21 protein-coding genes and 6 riboswitches are annotated in these 23,782 nt (G+C 65.6%); of the genes, 15 read left to right on the forward strand and 6 right to left on the reverse strand.

Annotated features, from left to right (window positions below; translation table 11 throughout):
- The first annotated feature begins 148 nt into the window (after positions 1–148).
- From eno (BME24068_RS06370) to BME24068_RS06405, 8 genes are all read left to right on the forward strand, one after another.
- Positions 149–1,483 (forward strand): phosphopyruvate hydratase, encoded by a 1,335-nt coding sequence (gene eno / locus BME24068_RS06370; protein ID WP_174925491.1) that lies wholly within the window; start codon positions 149–151, stop codon positions 1,481–1,483.
- Positions 1,461–2,039 (forward strand): hypothetical protein, encoded by a 579-nt coding sequence (locus tag BME24068_RS06375; RefSeq protein ID WP_174925492.1) that lies wholly within the window; start codon positions 1,461–1,463, stop codon positions 2,037–2,039. Before eno (BME24068_RS06370) ends, BME24068_RS06375 begins: the two co-directional genes overlap by 23 nt.
- Before the next feature lie 31 nt (positions 2,040–2,070).
- Positions 2,071–2,136: riboswitch (Fluoride riboswitch) on the forward strand.
- A gap of 200 nt (positions 2,137–2,336) precedes the next feature.
- Positions 2,337–2,657: a DUF190 domain-containing protein gene (locus BME24068_RS06380; RefSeq protein WP_096502625.1), complete on the forward strand. Its 321-nt coding sequence runs from the start codon at positions 2,337–2,339 to the stop codon at positions 2,655–2,657.
- Positions 2,658–2,667: 10 nt separating this feature from the next.
- Positions 2,668–3,216 carry an inorganic diphosphatase gene (gene ppa / locus BME24068_RS06385; protein ID WP_096502623.1) on the forward strand — a complete coding sequence of 183 codons (549 nt, stop codon included), beginning with the start codon at positions 2,668–2,670 and terminating at the stop codon, positions 3,214–3,216.
- Between the two features lie 54 nt (positions 3,217–3,270).
- The gene (gene eno / locus BME24068_RS06390) at positions 3,271–4,575 is read left to right on the forward strand and encodes a phosphopyruvate hydratase (protein ID WP_174925493.1); all 1,305 of its coding nucleotides are present in this window, start codon (positions 3,271–3,273) and stop codon (positions 4,573–4,575) included.
- Between the two features lie 33 nt (positions 4,576–4,608).
- Positions 4,609–5,163 carry an NUDIX hydrolase gene (locus BME24068_RS06395; protein ID WP_174925494.1) on the forward strand — a complete coding sequence of 185 codons (555 nt, stop codon included), beginning with the start codon at positions 4,609–4,611 and terminating at the stop codon, positions 5,161–5,163.
- A 37-nt stretch (positions 5,164–5,200) separates the two neighbouring features.
- Positions 5,201–5,265: riboswitch (Fluoride riboswitch) on the forward strand.
- Positions 5,266–5,413: 148 nt separating this feature from the next.
- The gene (locus BME24068_RS06400; RefSeq protein ID WP_174925495.1) at positions 5,414–6,949 is read left to right on the forward strand and encodes a MutS-related protein; all 1,536 of its coding nucleotides are present in this window, start codon (positions 5,414–5,416) and stop codon (positions 6,947–6,949) included.
- The gene (locus BME24068_RS06405) at positions 6,946–8,493 is read left to right on the forward strand and encodes a MutS-related protein (RefSeq protein WP_174925496.1); all 1,548 of its coding nucleotides are present in this window, start codon (positions 6,946–6,948) and stop codon (positions 8,491–8,493) included. Before BME24068_RS06400 ends, BME24068_RS06405 begins: the two co-directional genes overlap by 4 nt.
- 44 nt (positions 8,494–8,537) lie before the next feature.
- Here BME24068_RS06405 and BME24068_RS06410 read toward each other — a convergent pair whose 3' ends face one another.
- The 4 genes from BME24068_RS06410 to BME24068_RS06425 all read right to left on the reverse strand — a co-directional run bounded on the left by BME24068_RS06410 (position 8,538) and on the right by BME24068_RS06425 (position 12,628).
- Positions 8,538–10,643, reverse strand: coding sequence for a dynamin family protein (locus BME24068_RS06410; protein ID WP_174925497.1), 2,106 nt, complete (start codon positions 10,641–10,643; stop codon positions 8,538–8,540).
- 18 nt (positions 10,644–10,661) lie between these two features.
- Entirely contained in the window at positions 10,662–11,147 is a 486-nt protein-coding gene (locus BME24068_RS06415) for a hypothetical protein (RefSeq protein WP_174925498.1), read from the reverse strand.
- 306 nt (positions 11,148–11,453) lie between these two features.
- Positions 11,454–11,524, reverse strand: a riboswitch (Fluoride riboswitch).
- Between the two features lie 73 nt (positions 11,525–11,597).
- Positions 11,598–12,143, reverse strand: a complete 546-nt coding sequence (locus BME24068_RS06420) for an inorganic diphosphatase (RefSeq protein ID WP_174925499.1) — start codon at positions 12,141–12,143, stop codon at positions 11,598–11,600.
- A gap of 14 nt (positions 12,144–12,157) precedes the next feature.
- Positions 12,158–12,628, reverse strand: coding sequence for an HAD family hydrolase (locus BME24068_RS06425; protein WP_174925500.1), 471 nt, complete (start codon positions 12,626–12,628; stop codon positions 12,158–12,160).
- A gap of 115 nt (positions 12,629–12,743) precedes the next feature.
- A riboswitch (Fluoride riboswitch) is annotated at positions 12,744–12,814 on the reverse strand.
- Between the two features lie 252 nt (positions 12,815–13,066).
- Between BME24068_RS06425 and BME24068_RS06430 the strand changes: the two genes are divergently transcribed.
- The 7 genes from BME24068_RS06430 (at position 13,067) to BME24068_RS06460 (ending at position 21,206) form a co-directional block, all read left to right on the forward strand.
- On the forward strand, positions 13,067–13,435 hold the full coding sequence (locus BME24068_RS06430) for a DUF190 domain-containing protein (RefSeq protein ID WP_096502605.1): 369 nt from the start codon (positions 13,067–13,069) through the stop codon (positions 13,433–13,435).
- Positions 13,436–13,482: 47 nt separating this feature from the next.
- A riboswitch (Fluoride riboswitch) is annotated at positions 13,483–13,553 on the forward strand.
- 236 nt (positions 13,554–13,789) lie between these two features.
- Positions 13,790–14,737: a respiratory chain complex I subunit 1 family protein gene (locus BME24068_RS06435; RefSeq protein WP_240327418.1), complete on the forward strand. Its 948-nt coding sequence runs from the start codon at positions 13,790–13,792 to the stop codon at positions 14,735–14,737.
- Between the two features lie 7 nt (positions 14,738–14,744).
- The gene (locus BME24068_RS06440; RefSeq protein ID WP_096502601.1) at positions 14,745–15,425 is read left to right on the forward strand and encodes a hydrogenase; all 681 of its coding nucleotides are present in this window, start codon (positions 14,745–14,747) and stop codon (positions 15,423–15,425) included.
- A 2-nt stretch (positions 15,426–15,427) separates the two neighbouring features.
- On the forward strand, positions 15,428–16,906 hold the full coding sequence (locus BME24068_RS06445; protein WP_174925501.1) for a proton-conducting transporter transmembrane domain-containing protein: 1,479 nt from the start codon (positions 15,428–15,430) through the stop codon (positions 16,904–16,906).
- Positions 16,903–18,390 (forward strand): hydrogenase large subunit, encoded by a 1,488-nt coding sequence (locus BME24068_RS06450; protein WP_096502597.1) that lies wholly within the window; start codon positions 16,903–16,905, stop codon positions 18,388–18,390. The genes BME24068_RS06445 and BME24068_RS06450 overlap by 4 nt, the downstream gene beginning before the upstream one ends.
- Positions 18,391–18,421: 31 nt before the next feature.
- The gene (locus tag BME24068_RS06455) at positions 18,422–19,222 is read left to right on the forward strand and encodes an NADH-quinone oxidoreductase subunit B family protein (protein ID WP_174925502.1); all 801 of its coding nucleotides are present in this window, start codon (positions 18,422–18,424) and stop codon (positions 19,220–19,222) included.
- Complete coding sequence (locus BME24068_RS06460) at positions 19,212–21,206, forward strand: proton-conducting transporter transmembrane domain-containing protein (RefSeq protein WP_174925503.1); 1,995 nt, start codon at positions 19,212–19,214, stop codon at positions 21,204–21,206. Before BME24068_RS06455 ends, BME24068_RS06460 begins: the two co-directional genes overlap by 11 nt.
- A gap of 5 nt (positions 21,207–21,211) precedes the next feature.
- Here the strand turns inward: BME24068_RS06460 and BME24068_RS06465 are convergent, their stop codons facing one another.
- Complete coding sequence (locus tag BME24068_RS06465; RefSeq protein ID WP_174925504.1) at positions 21,212–22,348, reverse strand: hypothetical protein; 1,137 nt, start codon at positions 22,346–22,348, stop codon at positions 21,212–21,214.
- A 212-nt stretch (positions 22,349–22,560) separates the two neighbouring features.
- A riboswitch (Fluoride riboswitch) is annotated at positions 22,561–22,622 on the reverse strand.
- Positions 22,623–22,731: 109 nt separating this feature from the next.
- The gene (locus BME24068_RS06470; protein ID WP_174925505.1) at positions 22,732–23,274 is read right to left on the reverse strand and encodes a Chromate resistance protein ChrB; all 543 of its coding nucleotides are present in this window, start codon (positions 23,272–23,274) and stop codon (positions 22,732–22,734) included.
- Positions 23,275–23,782 lie beyond the last annotated feature (508 nt).

A 23,782-nucleotide genomic window follows, 5' to 3' on the forward strand; every position in this document is an offset into this window, starting at 1 on the left:
CAGGTTTGAATCTTTTTCGGATCTGGGTCATGGCATCTTCTTTCAGCATTGACGTTTCCGCACGCCGCCTGCCGAAGTACAGGCGTCGCGGCGGTACGGTCGATACTGGCCATGCGTCCGTTGGTCCGGCTGACGGAGCACCTCTCACATGGAAGTCCAAGTCTCTATCGCTCATGTAACGGCCGACGAGGTGCTTGATTCGCGCGGCAACCCCACTGTAGAGGCAACGGTGATTCTAAGCGACGGATCTCGTGCCAGCGCGACGGTGCCTTCCGGCGCGTCGACGGGGCAGTCCGAGGCGCGGGAGTTACGCGATTGCGATACATCGCGATATGGTGGAAGAGGCGTTCAACAGGTTGTGCGGAACGTCTGCGGACCGGTCGCGAACGTATTGCGCGGCATCGTCGCCGACGATCAGTGGCGCATTGACGCCATGCTGGCGGGGCTGGACGGAACGGAGTTCAAATCGAACCTCGGTGCGAATACGCTATTGGGCGTGTCGATCGCGTGCGCCAGAGTGGCGGCAAAGTCCTGCGGGCTCCCGCTTTTCCGCTATCTCGGGGGCGAGAGCGCACATGTCTTGCCGGTACCCATGCTCAATATCCTGAACGGCGGCCTGCATGCCCGCGGCGGCCCGGATATCCAGGAGTTCATGATCGTACCGCTCGGCGCTCCGACAGTCAGGGAGGCGTTGCGGGCGGCGGTCGAGACTTACCATGCGTTGCGTGCAGTCCTGACCGACTGGAACGCGTCGACCAACTTGGGCGACGAAGGCGGTTACGTGCCCCGGCTTGCGTCCAACGAGTTCGCGCTGGACGCGATCACGACGGCGATCGAACGAGCGGGATACAAGCCGGGATACGACATCGCCCTGGCGCTCGATTTCGCTGCAAGTTCGCTTCGCCGCGATGGCGTATATCACTTGCCGCTCGACGGCCTCGCGCTCACGTCGGCCGACATGATCGACTACTGCAGCCGACTATTGGACCGCTATCCGATCGTCTCGATCGAAGATCCGTTGGCCGACGATGACTGGCACGGCTATCAGGCCTTGACGGCTCGCCTGGGTCATCGTGTTCAAATCGTCGGAGACGACCTGTTCGTCAGCAATCGTGCCTTTCTGTTGCGCGGCATGCGGGAGCACTGTTGCAACGGTGTGTTGATCAAACCCAACCAGGTCGGGACGATCACCGAGACGCTGGACACCGCGAGGATGGCGATCATGTCCGGATACGCAACGCCCGTTTCACATCGTTCGGGTGAAACCGAAGACACGAGCATTGCGGACCTGGCAGTTGCATTGAATTGCGGGCAGATCAAGGCCGGGGCGCCTGCCCGCGGCGAGCGCGTGGCGAAGTACAACCGGTTGCTGGAGATCGAACGAATGCTGGGGTCCCGTGCCGCTTATAGGGGGAAGGATGCGTTCCCGCGCTGGCGCGATGGCAGGCAGCGGGAGGCCGATGGTGTCGCGGATCTCGCCTGAGTTGCCGGCCGGCGTGCCGGAAGGGTCGCCGCTGCCGGCATGGCGGGCGGTGAATCGATGCCGGGCGCCGTGCCGAGGCGGGAAACGCGGCGAACGTAACGTTGTCCGTAATGTGATGTCGACAGCCATGGACTCGATTTCAACCAGTGTGGCGCGAGCGGTTGCGTCTCATGTGCTTTATCTCGACGACTTGCTCGAACGAATCGCTACCCTTTGCAACGCGCCGAACGGCACGCGGCAGTACCCGCTTTATCGCGAGGATGTGTCGTGCGGGAGGCTGGAGTCGGCACTCGCCGATATCCGTCGATGCCGGGAGCTTGTCCATGAGTTCGACAGGCGTTGGAACGTCGGCCCGCACGAGCGCGAGGTGACGCTGTCGAAAGCCCTGATCGCCGAGTTGCAATTCCTCGATATCGCGCTGGACGAGATGGCCCCGGAGCGCCTCGCCGGATATGGACCGGTGACGGGCGATTGGCGAGGCGATTACGTTCGGCTGGTCGCGGACTGCAAGGCGGTTGTGGCCGGCATGCAAAGCGGCCTGCTGATGCGTGCGTGACTGGTCGAATCGATATCGTGCATGCTAGACTGCCCGAAACGGAGATGGCATTCCTCCGAAACCGCCGGTATCTCCGGCTGATGATGCCTACGGATTCCTGGTGCGGGAAGCCGTGGGTTCATTCTCCCAAGCGTCCTGCTGCCCGGATTTGAAATACGTTCGAATCTGCGGTTTTCATGCTTCATTCCTTACCTCAAGATCGAACGGCGTTGTCATCGCGTGCGTCGTGGCGTCCCCGCGTCGGGAAGCCGGTGCACGGATCGACGCCGTCGTCGCATTCGTTAAACGGGAGCATCCATGAAAGGCAGTCAGCTGACGGTATATGCGGCCAACCAGAGTCACCGGTACGAACACAAGACGATCGTCGAGTGGTTGCTTGACGAGACCGAGGCAGCCGGTATCCATGGCGCGACGGTGACGGAAGTCAGCGAGAGCGTCGATGCGCACGGCCGATATCATGCGGCGCGCTTTTTCGAACTGGTCGACCAGCCGATCGCGGTAACCGTCGCTGCCGAGGACGACAAGATCGATGCGCTGCTCGGGAGCCTGCGGAAATCGGGCGTTCGCCTGTTCTATACCCGCTGCCCGGTCGAATACGGCGTACTGGGCGACCAGTGAGGAGAATGCCATGGACTTCAACCTGATTCCCGCCGGAGCGGAGCCGCCGAAGGAAGTCAATGCGGTCATCGAGATTCCGGCACAGAGCTCGCCGGTGAAATACGAAGCGGACAAGCAGCTGGGGTTGCTGCGCGTCGACCGGATCATGAGCGCCGGGCTCCGGTATCCGCAGAACTACGGCTTCATTCCGCAAACGCTCGCGCGCGACGGCGACCCGCTCGACATCATCGTGATCGCGCCGTTCGAACTGGATCGGCTGGCGCTGGTCGCGTGCCGGCCGGTGGGGCTGCTCGACATGACCGACCAGGCGGGCCCGGACGAGAAGGTGATCGCGGTGCCGATCGACAGCGTGTGCCCGGCGACGTCGCATATCCGCACGCTCGAGGACGTCGGCACGTACCTGCTGAATCAGCTTCAGTTCTTCTTCGAACACTACAAGCTGCTCGAGCCCGGGAAGTGGGTGAAGTTCGAGGGATGGGGCGGCGTGGCGGAGGCCGAGCGCGCGATCGATGCGGCGATTCGCGCCTACGCCGCCGGCCATGACCGGCAGCATGTCTGAGCACGGGCTCGCGGGGCGCTTTCGCTCGCGGGCTCATCGATCGAGGGAGTCGTCATGACGGAATCAGTCCGAATCGCGGCGGTTGTCGCCGATGAAATCCTGGATTCACGCGGCAATCCGACGATCGCCGTTCGCGTCACGCTGACCGATGGCAGTGTCGGGGAAACGGCCGTGCCGTCCGGCGCATCGACGGGGGCGTACGAGGCGGTCGAGTTGCGCGACGGAGACCCGCAGCGGTATGGCGGGAAAGGCGTGCTCCGTGCGGTGCATCACGTCAATGCGTCGATCGCGCCGGCGCTCGCCGGCCACGACGCGTTCGCACAGCAGGACATCGATCGCACGCTGATCGAACTGGACGGGACGGCGTTCAAGAGCCGTCTCGGCGCCAATGCGGTGCTCGGCGCTTCGCTTGCATGCGCGCGGGCCGCCGCCGCGGCACGGAATATCCCGCTGTTCGAGTATCTGGGCGGCCCGCAGGCCAGCGTGTTGCCGGTACCGATGTTCAACGTGCTGAACGGCGGAAAGCACGCAGCGGACGGACCCGATATCCAGGAGTTCAAGCTCGTGCCGTTCGGGGCGCCGTCGTTTCGCGAGGCACTGCGTTACGGCGTCGAGACCTATCACGCGCTGCGGGAGGTGCTCGCCGAAATGGGCGTGTCGACGAACGTCGGCGACGAGGGCGGATTCGCGCCGCGCCTGCCGTCCAACGCGGCCGCGATGGACGCGATCATGGTTGCGATCGAGCGCGCCGGATATCGGCCGGGCGAGCAGATCGCGATCGGGCTGGACCCGGCGGCGACGTCGTTCCACGTCGACGGCCGCTACGTGCTCGCCCGCGACGGCCTGAGCCTGTCGAGCGACGAGATGACCGCCTATTGGGAATCCTGGCTGAGCGCTTACCCGATCGTCTCGCTGGAAGACCCGCTGGCCGACAGCGACTGGGCGGGTTTCGCATCGTTGACTGCCAGGCTGGGTTCCGACGTCCAGATCGTCGGCGACGACATCTTCGTCACCAACGTCGAGTTCCTGCAGCGGGGCATCGACGAAGGATGCTGCAACAGCATCCTGATCAAGCCCAATCAGGTCGGGACGATCAGCGAGACACTGGCGACCGCGAGGCTGGCCTCGTCGGCCGGCTATACGTGCCTCGTGTCGCACCGGTCGGGCGAGACGCTCGACACGAGCATTGCCGATCTCGCGGTGGCGCTCGGCTGCGGACAGATCAAGTCCGGTGCGCCGGCGCGCGGCGAGCGCGTGGCGAAATACAACCGTCTGCTGCAGATCGAGAAGGCGCTCGGATCGAAGGCGCGGTTCGCAGGCAAGCACGCCTTTCCTCGCGCGATCAAGTGGCAGTGCTGATCGTCTGGCGCTCCGGAATCGGAAAACGATGCGATGTATTGCGTGAAATGCGGGCAGTCGATGAGCCGCCGGACGCCGGACGGCGACAGTCGCGAGCGCGATGTCCGCGAGGGGTGCGGGTTCATTCATTACGAAAACCCGCGCAGCGTCGTCGGCACCGTGCCGCTGCTGGGCGAGCGCATCATTCTGTGTCGCCGGGCCATCGCCCCGCGGCGCGGCTACTGGACGCTGCCCGCCGGCTTTCTCGAGACCGGCGAGACGACCGAGGAGGGCGCGGCGCGCGAGACGCGCGAGGAAGCCGGCGTGGACGTGCAGGTCGGCGAGTTGTTTTCGGTCGTGAACGTCGTCCATGTCCACCACGTGTATCTGTTTTATCTCGGCATTGCACAATCGCATCGGCTGGTGCCGGGTATCGAGAGTCTCGACGCGCGGATCGTATCGGCATCCGAAGTGCCGTGGGACGAGATCGCTTTCCCGGCCGTGACGTATACGCTGAAACGATTCTTCGCGGATCGGGACGCCGGCTGCATCGCGTCCGGTCGATTCAGGGTTCATTCGACCAGCCTGTCGACGTCGTTCGTCGAGTGACGCATCGACTTGCCACGCAGGAGCCACCGGCCTAGACTTGAACCCAGGAGATGGCATGCCTCCCGACAACCGCCCTTCGGGGCTAATGATGCCTACAGGCCTGGGAACGGGCACTGTGGGCGGGCGCACGGATCACGCGCGCCTTACCTGTGTCTGGCCACGCTGGTGGCGCTTCCCGGTTCGTTATCCAGTCGCAATGCGTTCGCGCGGGGTTCGCCGCGCTCGCGAACGACGAGCGGAAGGGGCGACCATGGCTTTTCACAGCATCCTCTTCGAGACCCCCGGGGATGGACCGCCGCCGGTCCAGCCGGGCGAACCGGAATTCTTTCAAGACCTGAACCTGAATCAGTTCGTCAAGGACGCGACGACAGGATTCGAGGAGTACGATCTCGGGCCGTTCTTTTGCGTCGAACTGCATCGGGAGAGCGCGGTCGCCTATCGTCAGGCGGTCATGCGCGATCTCGACGACGACGACGTACTGCTCTGCGTCCAGGCATTCGCTGCCGCCATGCGCAAGGTGCGTGCGTGCGTCGGCGAAGCGGAGCGGCTCTACTACGTCCGACAGAAGCAGTGGTGGTTTCATGCGGCGACCGCCGTCTATTGCCAGGCCGTGAAGGTGTTTGCCGCGGGGCTGCTGGACGGGCGTCCGCGCTCGGGCGGGTTGACCGCCTTCAGCGCGTGGCTGGCCGACTACGTCGCATCCGACGCGTTCGCGATGCTCGAGCGGGATATCGATGCCGTTCGCACGGCGCTGGAATCGGTCCGCTACTGCTACCGTGTTCACGGCAACGCCGTCACCGTGTTCAACTTCGACGGCGAGAGCGACTACGGCGCCTATATTCTCGAGATCTTCGATCGATTCAAACAGGGCTCCGTCAAGGATCACAGCGTCGAATTCCGCGATTGGCCCGAGATGAATCATGTCGAGGCGCAGGTGCTGGACTGCGTCGCGGAACTGCAACCCGATCCGTTCGCGCGCTTGACCGCATTCCGGACACGCCACGAACACTTTCTCGACGAGACGATCGCGGCATTCGACCGGGAGATCGAGTTCTATCTCGCATTCCGCCGGTATATGCAGCCGTGCCGCGATGCAGGCCTGCCGTTCAGCTATCCGTCGGTATCCGCGACCAGCAAGACGATTCGCTGCGAGAGCACGTATGACATCGTGCTGGCGCACAAGCTCAGTGCCGACAAGATCGGTGTCGTCTGCAACGACCTCCGGCTCGACGGGCCGGAGCGTATCTTCGTCGTGTCCGGGCCGAACAACGGCGGCAAGACGACGTTCGCGCGGACGTTCGGGCAGTTGCACTATCTCGCGAAGCTGGGGCTTCCCGTGCCCGGCAAGCAAGCGCAGTTGTTTCTGTGCGACCGGATCTTCACGCATTTCGAGCGCGAGGAGAATACGCTGGACCTGCGCGGCAAGCTTCAGGACGACCTGATGCGCATCCATGCCATTCTCGCGAAAGCGACGTCGAAGAGCATCGTGCTGGTCAACGAGATCTTCAGTTCGACCACGCTGTCGGATTCGCTGTTCCTGTGCCGTCGAATCATCGGCGAGCTGATCGAGCGCGACAGCCTTGGCGTGTGCGTGACCTTCATCGAGGAACTGGCGCGGCTCGGGCCGCAGACGGTCAGCATGGTCAGCGAGATCGGCGCGAACAATCCGTCGGCCCGCACGTTCCGGGTCCGGCGCCGGCCGGCCGACGGCCGCGCCTATGCCGTGTCGGTCGCCGAGCAATACGGACTCACCTACGAGCGCATCAAGGAGCGGCTTGCATCATGAAAGCACACCTGCTCAACGCATCGAACGACTTCCGGTGGGATCGGGAAACGTTCTGGAACGAAGAGACGCTGGTCCAGGATCTCGAACTCGACACGCTGTACCGCGCGATGGCGGCCGGCGACGAATATGTCTACGGCGTCGTCAGGAAGGTGCTGCCGGTCAGCCTCGTCGACCTCGACGAAGTCCTGTACCGGCAGGCGGTGCTGGGCGATTGCATCGAGCACGAGGAGGTCGTGCGCGCACTGTACGACCTGGCGGTCGAAGCGATCGAGCTCGAACGCAAGAACTTCTACTGGGGGCTTTCCGGCTCGGCCAGCAGCGTGTTGCATGGCGCGCGGAACATCGTCCAGGCGTATCTCGGCGTGCTCGGCCAGCTGCGGCGCATGGCAGACAGTCAGACCGGGCAATTCCAGTCCGAAGGATTCCGGCAATTCTTCTCGATCGTCCGCGACGCGCTGACCGACGATTACTTCGTCACGATCGCGCGTTGCCTGAAGGCGCTGAAATTCAACGATGGCGCGCTGATCAGCGCGCGGCCGGGGAAAGGCAACAAGGGGGAGCGCTATGTCCTGCGCAAGCCGCACGAGAAGGAATCGAACCTCGTCAGGCGATGGCTGGCCCCGCGCCCGCCGTCCCGCACGTTCCGCATCGCCGATCGGGACGAGAACGGCGCGCGTGCGCTGACCGATCTCGAAGCGCGGGGGATCAATCACGTGGCGAACGCCCTCGCGCAGTCGGCGGACCATATCAAGAGCTTCTTCCTGATGCTGCGCGCCGAGCTGGCGTTCTATCTCGGCTGCGTGAACCTGCGCACCGAACTGGTTCGTCGCGAAATCCCGATCTGCATGCCCGTTCCGCATACCGTCGGCGAACGCCGGCACCGGTTCGTTCAACTGCATGACGCCAGTCTGGCGCTGCGCATGGATCGACCGCCGGTCGCCAACGATGTCGACGCCAACGGGCGCGACCTGATCGTCGTCACGGGTGCGAATCAGGGCGGCAAATCGACGTTCCTCCGCAGCCTGGGCATCGCGCAGATCCTGTTGCAGGCCGGTGCGTTCGTCGCCGCGGATGCGTTCGAGGCGAATCTCGCATCGATGATCGTGACGCACTACAAGCGGGAGGAAGATGCGTCGATGCGCGGCGGCAAGTTCGACGAGGAGCTGCGCCGCATGAGCGTGGCCGTCGATCATCTGGCCGCGCATGCGATCTTCCTGTCGAACGAATCGTTTGCATCGACGAACGAGCGGGAGGGATCGGACATCGGGCGGCAGATCGTCGATGCGCTGCTGGAAAGCCGCGTAAAGATCGCGCTCGTCACGCATCTCTTTACGCTCGCCAGGGGACTGCACGACACCGAGACGACCCCGGCGACGTTCCTGCGGGCCGAGCGCAGGGACGACGGCACGCGCACGTTCAGGCTGACCGAAGGCGAGCCGCTGCAAACGAGCTTCGGACAGGATCTGTATCGCCAGATTTTCGTCGAGCCTTCCGCCACCGTCGAGGAGCGCGCTTCGCAGTCGGAAACACCTTCGAGCGCATGACGTGACGTGACGCGCGCCGCGCTCGCCATCCGTGCGTCCGCCGATCAGGTCGATGCGCGATCGCCCGGCGTGCCGTTCACCTCGAAGGACCGCAGGCGGGAAATGTCGTCCCGCAATTGCTCGGCGGTCGATCGTGCGGGAATATCGCTTCCGTTTCGTACGCGCTGCAGCCGCGCAATCTGCTCGTCCAGCGTATTCACGAGCGCGGCGAGTTCGCTGCGTTTCCAGTCCGACAACACGCCGAGATGGGCCGCCAGCGAACGCTGCACGATCTGCACGGCGGCGCTCTCCGGAAGCAGCTTGCGCACCGACCGCTGAAATCCCCACCGACCGAACCAGCGGCCCATGGCGCGCGGAAACAGGGTGGTCGGCAGCGCGCGTTCCCACGTGAAGGCGGGGGCGGCACACGGCACCGGGATGGTCGGTAGGAGCCGCGGCAGGCCGAGCGATTCTGCCGCGCGATGCAGTGCGATGTCGGCGCAGGCGTGGAGGGACTCGACCGTTCGCATGGTCGCGCCGGCAAGCGAGCGCGCATGCGCCTGCGCGGCGAGTTCGATCAGGCGCGTCGCATCGAAGGAGGCGTCGCGGGTTTCAGACCATAGCGCTGCCGCATTGTGTGCGATTTCCGCCAGCAGCGCCGCCATCGTGAGGCCGAGGCGCGGGCGGGCGTTGTCGATCGAATCGATCGCGACGGCGATCAGGTTGCGGCTGGCCGTCAGTTCGTCGATCGCTTCGCCTATTCGCGAGTCCGATTGGGCGGATGGCGACTGCCAAAGCAGCCGGATCTGCAGCGCATCGAGGATGTCGCGCCTCAGGGTGCCGAGCTGGCGAAGGCGCTGCGCCGCACGTTGTTCGCGGCACTGGGCGAGCGCGTCGGCCAGCGGCCCGTCGACCCACGCGCGCCGCCACGGCGGATCCTCTTCCCGGATGCTGACCAGGTAGACCGGGACTTCGAGATTCGTGCTTCGCCAGAGACCGGACACGACGTGGTCGTAGATGCGCCAGCGGTCGTCCGTATCGATGAGGTCGATTTTGGTGACGAGCACGATCACGCGGGCGCCGCGGCCGCTGAGCTCACGGACGAGCGTGGCTTCTCGCAGGGTGAGCGGCGCACTCGCCGAGATCAGGACGATCGCGATGTCGCACCAGGGAAGAGCCCAGGCGTCGGCGAGCAGGGCGTCCGACGTCTCCCCGTCGAGACCGGGCGTATCGATCAACGTGACGCCCTTCGCGAGCAGCGTCGACGGGGACTGAAGGGCGATCCGCGTGACGCCGCGATAGTTGTCCGCATTGAAATGCGCATCGACGAATTCCGCCACGCGCGCCCGATCGATGGCTTCCGGTTGTTCGGTCGCGAACGCGACCCATCCCCGCGTGGTTGCGCCATGACGGATCTCGACCGGTACGGCGGTCGTCGGGAGCGCCGCGACCGGTAGCAGGGCGTCGCCGAGCAGGCTATTGACGAGCGACGATTTTCCGGTGCTGACCGCGCCGAACAACCCGACGACGGCGTCCGCACACGCGTGGTGCCGCGCGAAATCGAGGGTGCGGCGATGCAGGTCGCCGAGGCCGTGCGAGACGGTCACGCGCTCCAGTTCGCGCAGAAGCGGATCCCGGTCATCCGGCGGGGCGGTCGACTGCGGTGCATGCGCGTCGTCGGCTGCCGCCGGCGCGCGAGTGGCTGCGTCGTCGGCATCGTCGGCCAGCGCAGACAGAAGCACCGAGAGCGACTGCATCATGTGATCGACGAGCCGGCAGGCGTCGTCTTCGAGGTCGTCCGACAGGGGGTGGGCGGCCGAGGCCGGAATGCCGGTCTCGATACGCGGGTCGAGTTGCGAGATCGCGACCATCGCTTCGCTGATGCGAAGCCGGCAACACGCGACCGCGCTTGCGGTCGGCGCCGACGGCGAGATGCCATGCCGGTCGGCGATCGTACGCATCACCGCGCGGAGCTGGTCGAATTCCGCGACGAGGCGCTGATACTGGACCGGCACGCCGTCGGCGATTCGTGCGGGAAACGGCGACGCGCGCGACAGCGGGTCGAGATAGTGCAATGCATCGCTGACACAGGCGTCCACGCGCGAGAATGCGTCGGCGACCCGCTGCGTATAGGCGGGTGGAAAGGCGCCATGCTTGTCGTTCCGTGCCATGATCTTGTCGCCTCTTCTTCAATCGACGCCGAATGCCTGCAAGATGTCCTGCCAGCCGCTGCACCAGCCGATCGCGGCGACGAGCGCGCCCCGATCCTCGTCGGTGTCGGTATCCCGGCTGTCCCAGCGGAACGCATGCTCGAAGCGGCCGAGATGCGTGGCGATGTCGATGACGGTCTGACGATGCGCGCGAAGTTCGGGGCCGTGGTTGTGTGCGATCGATTCGATCAGATGGAGGCGGCAAAGCGACGGGTTGCCGGTGCCGGCGCAGCGGCCGCAGACATGGGGAACCCAGCCGGCGCGGTTTGCATCGGCGAACGCGCGCGCATTCGCGAGATCCCGGCCCTGGGCGAGGCGCTGCGCCGGCGCATTGCCCGGCGAGTCGGCGTGATAGCCCAGGCTGCACATGTGGCATGGTCCGCCCGGTTGCAGCCGCCGGCGCATGATCGCCGCTGGCGCGAATCCGTACCGGCCGCCGCCCAGTATGCGCACGGCGCGCGCCATCAATTCGGAGTACAGAATCGTGCTGCCGTGAATCAGGTGCGGCCGGAAGGCCGCTTCGACGGTGAAGAAACCCAGTGCGTGGCGCGGACACATTCCCCAGTGCGCATCGAGGCGCGAACGGACGTCCGCATCCATGATGCTGCCCTGGATGAACCACCACAGGAAGTCGACTTCTCCGTCCGAAAGCGGGCGGCTGCAAGACGGAGGGTGCGAAGCGCTTGAGGGAAGCACGTTATGCCGTCCAGGAGGCTGAAATGCGCATACACCTGGACAGAGGCATCGAAATGACCCTGCAGCCCCTGACCAGGAACCGTAGGCATCATCAGCCGCACCGGTCGGGCGGCGGTTCGTGGAGGCATGCCATCTCCCGTAACGACATCTTCATTCTAATGAGTGCGCCGGGGGTTGGCAACGCGAGCCGCCGCCGCGCATCGATGATGCGAAAAGCGCTTACCGGGCGGTCTCCCGCGATGCGCGAAACGCCGCGATCGCACCGAGCAATTCGTCGTGCGCGTCGTTCACCGAGCTCCAATGCTCGAAGCGCGACCATCGGCCGGACTCGAACACCTTGTAGTTGACGAAGAAATGACGGAACTCGTGCAACACCAGGAGCGGGAGATCGTCGAGGGTCCGGATCTGCGCGCTGAGCGGGCAGACGCTGTCGACCGGCACCGCGATGATCTTCGCGTCGGGGCCGCGTTCGTTGGTCAGGTGCATCGTCCCGAGCGCGCGCGCTTCGACGACGGCGCCCGGCACGATCGGAAACGGGGCGACCACGAGCGCGTCGAGCGGCCGCCCGTCGGGTGAGAGCGTTTCAGGAACGAAACCGTAGTTGGCGGGATAGCGCATGCTGGTCATCATGAACGTTTCGACGCGCAGCCGGCCGGACCGGGGATCGGCCTCGTACTTGACCGGGTCGCCGAGCGCGGACATTTCGACGATCACGTTGAAGCTGGCAGGGACGTTATTGCCCGCGCCGATGTTGTCGTCATTCATCGCGGTTTCTCCGGCTAGCGACGCAGCGAAGCGATCAGGCGCGTCGGGAACAGCATCAGCCCCAGCGCATCGACGGCATGACGCACGACGACGTCGGCCGCTTCCAGCGCGTCGGCGGCGAGCCCTTCCGTGCCCAGCACGGCAATGCCGAGGGCGGCCTGTTCGAGCATCGATGCATCGTTACGGCCGTTGCCGATCGCCGCGACGCGGCCGGCGCCGAGGCGCACGACGTAGTCGCGCTTGGCTTCGGCCTGTGCGGCCGGGGGCAGGCAGACCACTTCGGCGCGGCAGCCGCGCATCTGCATGCGGGCGTCCCCGTAGGTATTGCCGGTCACGACGTGAACGTCGAGTCGTTCGGCAAGCTGGGCGATGCGCGGCGCGATGCCCTCCAGCAGCTTGCCGTCGACGGCAAGCGTTCCGTTGAAGTCGAGCACGAGATGCTCGAGATTCAGCACATGACAACCCGGGATGTCGATCGAGATCATCCGCTTCTCCTTGCGCACCGTGCGGGCGTGAAGCCGCGACGGCACATTGGCCGATTCAGCGAGTCGTCCGGGCCATGCGGAAAAGCGGGCGATGCAACAGCGTACCGATGGCCGGACAGCTGCAGGCATCATCAGCCGGGCAGGAAAGCGCGGCGGTTGGCGGAGAATGCCATCTCCGTAGATCGAACCAGTCTTTTAGACAATGTAGGCAATGCCGCGGCGGGACGCAATCGGGAGCGACGCGGCCTGCCGCTTCCGATTGCGTCCCGCCGGCGATTTAATGGGGGTTGATCATGTCGCCGCATGGCACTGCCCGATATTGCAATGCGGCGGCATCCGCAGGACATCCATGAACTAGAATGATTGGCAGGGCCCTGTGTCCATGAGTGCCGTCGCGCGCGCGACGGTGTGTTCTGGTGTCGTTTGACGGAGGCAGACATGAACGGCTACCAGCTTACTTTCTACACCGAACAGAATCGTCGGCACGGCCATCACACGATCACGGAGTGGTTGCTGCACGAGGCGAAGCATCTCGGCATTCACGGGGCCACGGTGATCAGCTGTGCAGAGGGAACCGGGCACGCCGGCGCGCATCATGCCGCGCACATGCTGCGGCTCGACGATCAGCCCGTACAGATCATCCTCGCGGTCACGGAAGACGAAGCCGACCGTCTGCTGGACGCGGTGAAGGCCGAGCACGTGCACGTGTTCTATACGCGCTCGCCGATCGAATTCGGTGTGCTCGGCGACGACGCCCCTGCAGCCGGGAAAAAGCGGTTTACGCTCTTCGGCCGTCGAATGCATTAGGGGCAGGTCCCCTTGCATGTATCGACGCGTTTCCTATACTCGGTACTGAACCAAGCGGAGATGGCATTCTCCCTGAACCGCCGCGCTGTCCTGCTCGGCTGATGATGCCTACCAGTCCCCGGGGTCCGGGGCCGGTAGGCATTCTTGGGCCGGCTCGCATTCACGAGCATCCCGGGCATATCGATGCCTGAATAAAGCGAACAAAAAAATGGGATGCCCCGGCGAGACGTCATGGCGTAGCTTCGTCAGTTTCCTTCCATGTTGCGCACCGCGACGGTCGAACCCGTCGCGCGGCATCGCCTGCGCGGGCGCTCGCCGCGATGGCGATGCCGCAGCCGAAGCGGGAGCGCGGTCGTGAGCGCGCGCGACATCCTGCTTCAGGTCGCGCAGGTCGTCACGGTCCTCGCGCTGTCGCCGCTGCTGCAGGGCGTGATCCTGCAATGGGAAGAGCGGCTCCAGCGCGGGCAGGGCCCCGGCATCTTCCAGCCGTACCGCGATCTGCGCAAGCTGTTCCGCAAGCAGCTGGTCGTTCCGCATACGGCGTCGTGGATCTACTGGTGCGCGCCCGTCGTCGCGTTCACGTGCATGCTGACGGTGCCGATCCTGATTCCCGTGCTGACCGACTTTCCGCTGCCGCTGTCCGACATGGGGGACATCCTGGGCGGCGGGCTGATCCTCACGCTCGGGTCGTTCGCGATCGTGCTGGCCGGCCTCGATTCCGGTAGCGCATACGGCGGGATCGGCGCGAGCCGCGCGGTGATGCTCGGCATCCTGGCCGAGCCGACGCTGATTCTCGTGCTGGTCGGCATCACGCTGCTCGCGAAGTCGATGCTGCCGTTCGTCGTCAATCACTTGCTGGTCCGGCAGCCGTCCGTCTACTGGAGCCCCGCGCATCTCTTTCTGGTTTTCGCGTTCTTCGTGCTGCTGCTCGTCGAGACGGATCGCCTGCCGATTCATTCCAGCACGCACATCGAGGTCTACATGATCGAGGAGGCACGCATCCTCGAGTATTCCGGCCCGCTGCTGGCGCTGCTCAAGTGGGCGTCGACGATGAAGCAGTTCATCCTCTACACGATCTTCTGCAATGTGCTGACCCTGCCCTGGGGGCTGTCCCAGCGCGGCACGGCGCTCGGCGCGCTGGGCGCGGCGGCGGGACTGTTCGCGAGAATGCTCGTCGTGGTGCTCGTTGTCGTGCTGGTCGAGACCGCGCAGTCCCGGCTGCGCTTCTTCCGCTATCAGGAGCCGCTCGCGGCGTCGTTCATGCTCGCGATCCTGGCGATCGCGGCCAACCAGCTACGGTGACGATCTCATGCTCCTCGCCCATCTCGACCCGCTCGCCGCATCGTTGTTCAGCCTGCTTGCGATCGGCAGCCTGCTGCTCGCGTTCGTCATGCTCGGTTCGAGATGGCTCAAGGACTACCTGCTCGCGTTCACCGCGGAATCGTGGCTGATCGCCGCGTTGTCGGGCGCGGTCGGCTATTACGGGAATTACCACGAGCTGTACCTCGTCGCGGTGTTGACCGCATTTTTCCGCGGACTGGTGTTGCCGTACCTGATCTGGCGGATCATCGCGCGCCTGGCCGTCGAACGGGAGCTGCACGTGATCCTGCAGCCGAGCTCGTGCCTCGTTCTCGGCGCGCTGCTCGTGCTGTTTGCGTTCGTCGTGTCGAATCATCTCGGCAATGCGCTCGGCCTCGGCGGCACGGTGGTCGTGCTGGCGCTGACCGTGATGCTGTCGATGAAGCTGATCGGCTTCCTGATGCTGGCCGTCCGACAGGAGGCGATCAGCCAGGTGCTCGGGCTGCTGATTCTCGAGAACGGCATCTTCCTCGGCTCGCAGATCCTGGTGCCCGGCATGCCGCTGCTGATCGAACTGGTGCTGCTGTTCGACCTGCTGGTCATCGTCGTGAGCTTCGGGGTGCTCGTTCGCTACCTCGTCGCGCACGTGGGCAGCACGAGCAGCCGTGAACTCAGACGCCTCGTGGGGTGATCATGATCCAGTGCTGGCTCGTGGCAATCGCCGTCGCACCGCTGCTGGCCGCCGTTGCCGCCATGGCGGCGCGGCGCGGCCGCGTGGCGGAGTTCGCGAATCTGGCGGCGTCCGTCGTCTGCGCGGTCTGCGCGCTGTGGCTCGTCGCGCACGTGGCCGGGCCGCGCACGTTCCTGGCCGACTACGTGATCTTCGACGCGCTCGCGGCGTGGACGCTGGTCTGCACCTGCGCGGTCTACTGCCTCGCGTCCGTCTACGCAATCGGCTACATGCGGCTGCTCAAGGACGAGGCGGCGCGGCTGCCGGGCTTCTACGCGCTGTTCGCGCTGTTCGCCGCGACGATGATCTGCGGCCCGCTGATGAACAATGTCGGTGTGTACTGGATCGCGATCGAGCTGACGACGCTCGTCAGCACGTTTCTCGTCGGATTCGAGCATGGGCAGGAAGCGATCGAGGCGGCATGGAAATACATCATCGTCGTGTCGGCCGGCATCAGTCTCGCGCTGCTCGGCACCGTGCTGTTCTATTGGGCCGGCAGCCTCGTGCTCGGCCCGACCTACGACATGACGTGGACGGCCCTGCGCCACGCCGCGCCGAGGATGAGTCCGGCGCTGACGCAGACGGCGTTCCTGCTGGTGCTGGTCGGCTACGGCACGAAGGCGGGGCTCGCGCCGATGCATACGTGGCTTCCGGACGCGCATAGCGAAGGGCCGGCCCCCGTGTCGGCGATGCTCTCCGGTGCGTTGCTGAACACGGCGATGCTGGGTGTCGCGCGCTTCCTGACGGTCACCGACGCGTCGGGATCTTCGCGGCTGCCCCGCACCGTGCTGGTGGCGTTCGGCGTGTGCTCGCTGGTCGTCGCGGCGCTGTTCATCGTCCGGCAACAGGGCATCAAGCGGCTGATGGCGTACTCGAGCGTGGAGCACATGGGCGTGCTGGCGCTCGGATTCGGGTTCGGCGGCCCGCTGGCGATTGCCGCGGTGCTCTATCACATGCTCAATCATTCGCTGAACAAGTCGCTGATGTTCTTCGGCGCCGGCAACATGATGCGCATCTACGGCACGAAGAACATCGACGAAATCCGCGGCGTGTGGGCGCGCTTTCCCGTGACGGGCGCGCTGTGGCTGGCCGGCGCGGTGGCGATCACCGGGGCGCCGCCATTCGGGCTGTTCCTGAGCGAGGTGACGCTGATGCGCGCAGGCTTCGCGACGTCGCACGCGTGGGCCGTCATCGTGCTCCTCGTGCTGCTGATCGTCATCTTCATCGGCTTCCTGAACCACTTCCGCACGATGTATCTCGACCCGCGATCGACCGCAGATGCATCGGCCGACACGAGCGGGCCGGTCGCCGCGAGCGCGTGGATGACCGTGCCGATGTGGCTCGCGATCGTGCCCGTGTTCGTACTGGGCATCTGGTGGCCCGATACCTTGTGGCGCTTTTTTCAGACGGTCGCGGTCGACCTGGGCGGAGGCGCGCAATGAAGAACTGCGAAATCGCCACGCTGACGATCGACGAACTGCAGCCGGCCGCGCGGCAACTGCTCGCGAACGGCGGGAGGATGCAGGGCGTCTATGCGTGGTATCCGACGCCCCGGCAGCCCCGGCTTCGATATGTCGCGACGCGTCCCGGACACGAGACGTGCGTGGGCTGGTCGGTGGACGTCGGTGCCGATCCCGTGCCGAGCCTCGCGGCGATCTGCCCGCTGCTCGGCTGGCACGAGCGGGAGATCATGGAAATGAGCGGGATCGGGTTTTCCGGCCATCCGGAGCCCGAGCGGCTCGTGACCGCCCATCTGCCGGACCTGTCGACCGCGCCGCTCGCGCCGGCGGCCGCGAGTGCGGGCCGGGCCACTGTCGTGCTGGCCGCGCCCGGGTTGCCGGCCGTGTCGGGCAAGCATGTGCAGCTTCTGCCGTTCGGGCCCGTGCGGGCCGACGTGCTCGAATCCGCGCAGTTCATCTTCTACTACGTCGGCGAGGGGATTCTCTACTATCACCCGAACCTGTTTCTCAAGCATCGCGGGATCGAGAAGCAGTTCGAAGGCATGGCGTGCGGCGCGGCCACGCTGCTGGCCGAACGGGTGTCGGGCGTCGACAGCTTCGCGCAGGCGCTGGCGTATGTGCAGGCGGTGGAGGATGCGGCGGGATGCGACGTCCCCCGGCGGGCCGAGTGGTTCAGGGTCATCGCGGCCGAGCTTGAGCGCATCTACAATCATCTGCACTACCTCGGCCACCTGTGCCATACGACGACGCTCAAGGTCGGCGAATCTCAGGGGAAGCTGCTCGAAGAGCTGGCCAAGCAAATCAATGCACGGGCGTGCGGAAGCCGGTTCCTGCGCAACGTGCTCTGGCCGGGCGGGGTCCGGCGCGAACTCGACGTCTATGCGGTGGCGAAAGGGCTTGCGGGCCTGAAGCCGCAGATCGAAACCTACGTCGGCCTGATCGAGCGTACGACGAGCCACCTGGACCGGCTGATCTCGACCGCGCCGCTCAGCCAGAAGCTCGCGTTCGACCAGGGCGCGACAGGCCCGGTCGAACGCGCGTCCGGCGTCGATCGGGACCTGCGCCGGGATCACCCGTATGCGATGTACCGCACGCTGCGGCCGGCCATTGCGCTCGAGGCCGGCGGCGACGCCTGCGCGCGGATGCGCGTGCGCATCGCCGAACTGCGCGCGAGCATCGATCTCGTCGAGCGCGCGATCGACGGCGTGGCCCCGGACGGCCCGACACTCGCGGCGTGTCGCGTGCCTGCTGCCGCAGAAGGGCTGGGATGGGCCGAATCGTCGCGCGGAACGGTCATGTACGCGGTTCACTTCGACGATGCCGGCTGCCTGTCGCGCGTGAAGATCAAGTCGCCGTCGTTTGCGAACTGGCGTGTCTTTCCGTCGACGGTGTATGACAGCAACATGATGGACTACGCGATCAACGAGGCCAGCTTCGGGCTCACGATCGCCGGATGTGCGCGTTAGCGCCGATCACTTTGCGGGAGGCATGCCTCTTATGTCGCTCTGGACCTGGTTCGGATTGAAGGAAGGCCGCGCAAGCACCGGCTGGCCATTGGCGGACGATGCGGACGGCCAGGACGGCGTGCTCGGCATGCCGCGTTTCGATCCGGCGAAGTGCGCGCCAGGGTGCGACGCGTGCGCGCGCGCGTGCGAGACGCATGCGATTACGCTCGATCCGTCTCTGGCGGCGCCGGTCGTCGACTGGGGGCGCTGCATCGTGTGCCAGCGCTGCACGGAGGCGTGTCCCACTGGCGCTTTCATGCCTTCGGAAGACTGGGCCGTGGGCGTGCACGAGCGCGCGGACCTGAAGTGGGACGCCGCGATGAGCCAGCGTGTCGTCAGAGAGGTGGTCGACGGCACCCGGCGCGCGTTCGGCCGGAGCCTGCATATCCGTCACGTGGATGCCGGCTCGTGCAACGGTTGCGAATCGGAATTGCAGGCGCTCGACAACCCGTTCTACAACCTGCATCGGCTCGGCATCTTCTTCACGCCGTCGCCGCGTTTTGCGGACGTGCTGCTGGTCACGGGGCCGGTCACGAAGGCCATGCGCCAGCCGCTGCTGGAGACCTGGGAGGCGATGCCGTCGCCGCGCTGGGTCGTCGCGACGGGCACCTGCGCGGTGTCGGGCGGCATGACGGGCGGGAATTATGCGTGCGGCACCGGGCTGGACGACGTGCTGCCCGTCGACATCTATTTGCCCGGCTGCCCGCCCAATCCCGCGGCGCTGCTTCATGCGCTGTTGATGCTCGTCGGGCGGAGCAGGCAACGGATGCGGGGAGGCGAGATTGAACGCTAACGATCTGTTCGGCGTCGCGGTCGCGGCATGGGGGCTGGCGGCGCTCCTTTCGCCGGTACGGGCGCTGCTGCGCGGCGTGCGCGCGCTGCTCGGCGCGGGCTGCGCATTCGGCGTGCTGGCCTGCATCGTGGCGCTGCCCGACGGGACGGCGCCGGTGTCGCTTCATGTCGCGCTCGCCGGGCAGTGGACGCGCTTCGCGATGGATCCGGCGGGCGTCTGGTTGCTCGGCTTCGGCCTGGTGCCGGCGATGTTCGCGTGCTGGACCGGCTCCGCGCTCGGGAGCCGGTCCGGGCGCTGGCACGCCGGCGCCGCATTCAGCCTGCTCGGCGCGCTCGGCGTCGTCGGCATGCAGGACGGGATCTCGCTGCTCGTCGCATGGGAAACGATGAGCCTGGGCGGCGCGCTGATGCTGACCGGCGAGCGCGCGGAGCAGGACGAGGGGAAATCGGTGCTGCTGATGCTGGCGCTGCTCGAGGTCGGCGCGGTCGCCCTGATGTTCGCGATCGTCGTGCTCGGCAACGCGGCGGGCGGCGTCGGATACGACGGATTCCTCGCGCGCGCGGGCCTGACCGGCAACGTGGTCTCGTGGTTTGCCGGCGTCGCGCTGTTGATCGGGTTCGGGGCGAAGCTGGGTCTCGTGCCGTTTTACGAATGGTTCCCGCGCGCGTATTCGTCGGGCAGCGGCGCAACCGGCGCGCTGTTTTCCGGCGTCGTGCTGAATGCCGCGTATTTCGCGTTGAGTCGGTCGTGGAATAGCTGGCTCAACGTGGGCACCGACGGCGGGGCGGCGTTCGGCCTCGGCGTGATTGCGATTGCGGCCGGCGTGGCAAGCGCGATACTCGCCGTCCTGTTTGCGTTCCAGCAGGACGACTGGCGCGCGCTGCTCAGCTATTCGTCCGCGGAGAATGCGTCGGTCGCTGTGGTGATGCTCGGCGTCACGCAGCTGTTTCGCGCGGACGGGCTGCCGGCGCTGGCCGGCCTGGCATGGACCGTCGCGCTGCTTCATCTGGCTGGTCACGCGCTCGCGAAAGGCGCGCTGTTCCTGGCGGCGGATGGCGTATTCGCGGCATCCGGCAGCTTCGATATCGTGTCGCGCGGCTGGCTGCGACGAAGCGGCTTTCTGCTCGGCATCGGCGCGCTGTTCGCGGCGATGAGCCTCGCGTCGGTGCCGCCGCAGGCCGGCTTCGTCAGCGAATGGTATGTTTTCCAGTCGGTGTTCCAGGGGTTTCACCTGTCGTCGTTCATCGGCCGGCTGGTGCTCGTGCTGGCCGGTGCCGGCCTCGCGCTGGCCGCGGCGGTTGCGCTGGCAACCTTCGTGAAGGTGTTCGGCCTCGGTTTGCTCGGGCCGTCGGACGACGACCCCGGAAGGCGGGTGCCGACGGGCTGCGCGGTGTCGGTCGGCATCCTCGGAACAGGCGTGCTGGCCGTCGCTGTCGGTGCGCCGCTCTGGCTGAATGCGCTGGCCAGCGGCGCGCGGTCGCTGTTCGATGCGAACGCGCCGCAGGCGATGGTTTCGGGCTGGCTGCTGGTGCCGCTGACGGACACGTTCGCATTCATTTCGCCGTCGAAGCTCATCATCGTGATGCCGTTGCTGTCGCTGCTGCCGATCGCGCTGCTGTGGCTCACGAAGCGGGCGGCGGTGCGCCGCGCGCCGGTCTGGTTCGGCGGGATGACGTCGAATCCGCGCGACGCGATGACCACGGCGCTGACGTTTTCGAATGCGATGCGCACGTTCTACAGTTTCGTGTATCAGCCGACCGCGACGACGACGCGCGAGCACGAGCAGCGCGAGTATTTCATCAAGCGGCTGGTGTTCTCCGCCGACGTTACCGATCTGTTCGAACGCCATCTGTTCGATCCGGCGATTCGTGCCGTCAGCTATTGCGCGGAAAAGCTCCGGGCGCTGCAGTCGGGCAATCTCAACTTCTACCTCGCGCTGATCGGTGCGCTGCTGGTCGCGATCCTGCTGTTGACGCTCGTTTAGCGTCGTCAACCCGATACGCATTCGCGCGCGTCGGGGGCGCGGCGCAGGATGCTGCCGAGTGCGCCGCGCAGCCGCTGCTCGATGCGCGGCTCCGACGCATAGATGAACGCTTCGGCGAAATGCTTGAGGCAGACGCCTTCCACGGCAAGCGCGAGCGCGTCGTCGTGCTCGGCGCGCGACACGCCGCGAATCAGGCGGGCGATGCTTTTCCTTGCGGCGATTTCCTCCGCATCGCAGCCGGGACAGCTTTCCCGCGGCTGTGTTCCGTCGCGTTGCGCATCGCGCTCGTGCCGCGCGTCGAACCAGCGCGCGTGCCTGCGCCGCCGGCGTTTGGGCGGGGGCGGCGCGGCCGGGTCCGTCACGGGCTTGCCGGGCAGCGCGACTTCGAAGTAGCGGGCAAGCGCCGCGTGCTGAAGCGCGCGGTCCGGTTGCCGGATGCACTGTAGAAGGTGGCGGTGGCAAGTCGGCAGCGCAATCCAGCCGGGCTGCCGGAGGCGGACGTTGTCGACCGCGGTGCCGAGCCATCGGCGTTGCGCGAGAGCGATGTCCTCGCATATCGGACATGCGCAGCGCGCCGCGTGCACGCTCATGCTGTTTGCGAGTTCGAGCGGATAAAGCTGGAGACACGCTTGCGCGATGCATGCGTCCGGAAACGCGCCGGGACGATCGATCGCGCCGAGCACGCCGCGCGACCGGGCGCGCAACAGGCGTTTGATCCGGCCGAGGAGCGGGGGCTCGACGCGCTGCTTCAGCGATTGCAGGTGGACGAAGCACACGGGCGGTGGCGAGAACGGCTTCTGCTGCTCGAGCTCGCGCTGTACCCGCGCCAGCACCCGCCCTTCGACACGATGGAAATACGCGCAGGCCGGGCAGCGGCCGCGCGCGCCGAACACGATGTCCTGTATCAGTTCGTCCTGGAGCGCGGTTCGATCGAGCAGGTCGCACAAAAGGCGTCCGGCATCGCGGATCGAGTCCTGTACCGCCGCAGCGGCCGGCCCATGCAGTTCCGTCGCCAGGGCTGCGTGCGCGCGGCAGAATCCCATGCCGAGTGCGAGGGTCTGCGCCAGCGCGATGCGCGCGCGGCCGTTGCGAAGCACGCGCCCGAAGTACTGCGTATCGGCGTCGCGAAGCTGCTCGCACACGACGCAGCGGCACGCGTCATTGCCGGGCGGGGGAGGGTGTTCGGCGGAGTCGGCCGGGCCGTGCACGGAACGCGGCGAGCGATCCGGCGATCCGGCGGGAGGAGACGGGTGGGAGCGAGCAGCATCATGCTTGATATGCATCACGGCGACGTCCGTTGCTGGGTTACGCGATCCGACGAAGCGGGACCCAACACGATGCCCGCACCCCGTCAGGGTCCGTAGGCATCATCAGCCGTGAGGCGGTTCAATGGAGAATGCCATCTCCTCGATGCAGTCTAGCGCAGTCATGCGCGCCATGCCATGTTGGCAGCGTGGGGGCGGACGTTGCCGTCATCGTCTGCTACGGATGAAGAAGCTTCCGTGGGCTTCGATGCGAGCAGCCGTCACCGATTCTCGTCGTGAGCGTCGAAGACTTGCTGTGCGTAGGCTTCCAGGCGCGCTTCGCAATGGTGCAAACGTTCCTCCGCTTCGGTTGCCAGCGGCGCGCCGTAAAAATCGAGCTTGCGAATTTTTTCGAACCACGATTGAAGCTTCTTCAGGTCGACGTCGTTCTCTTCCAGCTCGGCATAGGTGAAGTGGCGGGCAGCGGTTTCCTTTTCGATCTCCGCATCGAAGTCGCTGCATTTGTCGAGCAGTTCCCGATACTCCTCGTCGCGATCGGCGCGGAATCGGGCGACAACCTTTTCTTCCTGGCCGCGGTCCAGCGCGACCGTTTCAAGAATGACCGAGTCGCCGGCCATTTCGGTGATGTCGTTCTCGATCATCTTGAGCCGCCGGACGTGGTCGTCGGTCTTGGGCAGCAAGCAGACGCCGCTTTGCAGATACACGGCGCCCATTCCCTTGAGCTTGCGCCAAAGCCCCACCCGCTTTTTCGCGGGTTCCGCCGGCACCTTGTAAGTCAGTAGCAACCAGTTGAGCACATTCATGTCGCAATAATAGTGTTACCGCAGTAACACTGCAAGCGTGCGAAAGACGGTGGATGCGATCCGTTGTGGCGGAACGCCGGGTAAGTAGCCAGCGCGATGCTTCCCTCGCCTTAGGGGCCGATGACAGGGCGTCGCCCACGCCGAAACCGGGCAACCATGCCGATGAGGATCCGCTATCGACGGCATCGGCGTTCGGTTCCGGCCATGGACCACTGGAAGGTGTCACTGTGCCAATCCACGATCGAACATTTCCATTTCTCTATTTTTATGTTTGTAATGTAACGATGGTTACATTAAAGTTAACCGTGTCGTTCGTTTTTTTGTCGGCTGAATCCGAACAGCCTCCTTCACGCGAACCCGATCGTGCATGGCGGAATCTGCATGGCTCGCCGGGTATCGAAAGGAAAGCGGCCGATGCGAGACCGTTCGGGACCCACGGCGATGGGTGAGGCCGGATGAACGATGAATCAGCAGGATGACGGCCGATGTCGCACGCCGGTCAAATAAA

Source organism: Burkholderia anthina (assembly GCF_902498995.1).
GTDB classification, from domain to species: domain Bacteria; phylum Pseudomonadota; class Gammaproteobacteria; order Burkholderiales; family Burkholderiaceae; genus Burkholderia; species Burkholderia anthina.

Coding starts and splice junctions, on each gene's coding strand:
- BME24068_RS06410 (WP_174925497.1), bottom strand. CDS start 10,643: ATGGCACGGAACGACAAGCATGGCGCCTTTCCACCCGCCTATACGCAG.
- BME24068_RS06375 (WP_174925492.1), top strand. CDS start 1,461: ATGGTGTCGCGGATCTCGCCTGAGTTGCCGGCCGGCGTGCCGGAAGGG.
- BME24068_RS06395 (WP_174925494.1), top strand. CDS start 4,609: ATGTATTGCGTGAAATGCGGGCAGTCGATGAGCCGCCGGACGCCGGAC.
- BME24068_RS06450 (WP_096502597.1), top strand. CDS start 16,903: ATGAAGAACTGCGAAATCGCCACGCTGACGATCGACGAACTGCAGCCG.
- BME24068_RS06400 (WP_174925495.1), top strand. CDS start 5,414: ATGGCTTTTCACAGCATCCTCTTCGAGACCCCCGGGGATGGACCGCCG.
- eno (WP_174925493.1), top strand. CDS start 3,271: ATGACGGAATCAGTCCGAATCGCGGCGGTTGTCGCCGATGAAATCCTG.
- BME24068_RS06405 (WP_174925496.1), top strand. CDS start 6,946: ATGAAAGCACACCTGCTCAACGCATCGAACGACTTCCGGTGGGATCGG.
- BME24068_RS06430 (WP_096502605.1), top strand. CDS start 13,067: ATGAACGGCTACCAGCTTACTTTCTACACCGAACAGAATCGTCGGCAC.
- BME24068_RS06420 (WP_174925499.1), bottom strand. CDS start 12,143: ATGAATGACGACAACATCGGCGCGGGCAATAACGTCCCTGCCAGCTTC.
- BME24068_RS06445 (WP_174925501.1), top strand. CDS start 15,428: ATGATCCAGTGCTGGCTCGTGGCAATCGCCGTCGCACCGCTGCTGGCC.
- eno (WP_174925491.1), top strand. CDS start 149: ATGGAAGTCCAAGTCTCTATCGCTCATGTAACGGCCGACGAGGTGCTT.
- BME24068_RS06415 (WP_174925498.1), bottom strand. CDS start 11,147: ATGGCGCGCGCCGTGCGCATACTGGGCGGCGGCCGGTACGGATTCGCG.
- BME24068_RS06425 (WP_174925500.1), bottom strand. CDS start 12,628: ATGATCTCGATCGACATCCCGGGTTGTCATGTGCTGAATCTCGAGCAT.
- BME24068_RS06380 (WP_096502625.1), top strand. CDS start 2,337: ATGAAAGGCAGTCAGCTGACGGTATATGCGGCCAACCAGAGTCACCGG.
- BME24068_RS06440 (WP_096502601.1), top strand. CDS start 14,745: ATGCTCCTCGCCCATCTCGACCCGCTCGCCGCATCGTTGTTCAGCCTG.
- ppa (WP_096502623.1), top strand. CDS start 2,668: ATGGACTTCAACCTGATTCCCGCCGGAGCGGAGCCGCCGAAGGAAGTC.
- BME24068_RS06470 (WP_174925505.1), bottom strand. CDS start 23,274: ATGAATGTGCTCAACTGGTTGCTACTGACTTACAAGGTGCCGGCGGAA.
- BME24068_RS06455 (WP_174925502.1), top strand. CDS start 18,422: ATGTCGCTCTGGACCTGGTTCGGATTGAAGGAAGGCCGCGCAAGCACC.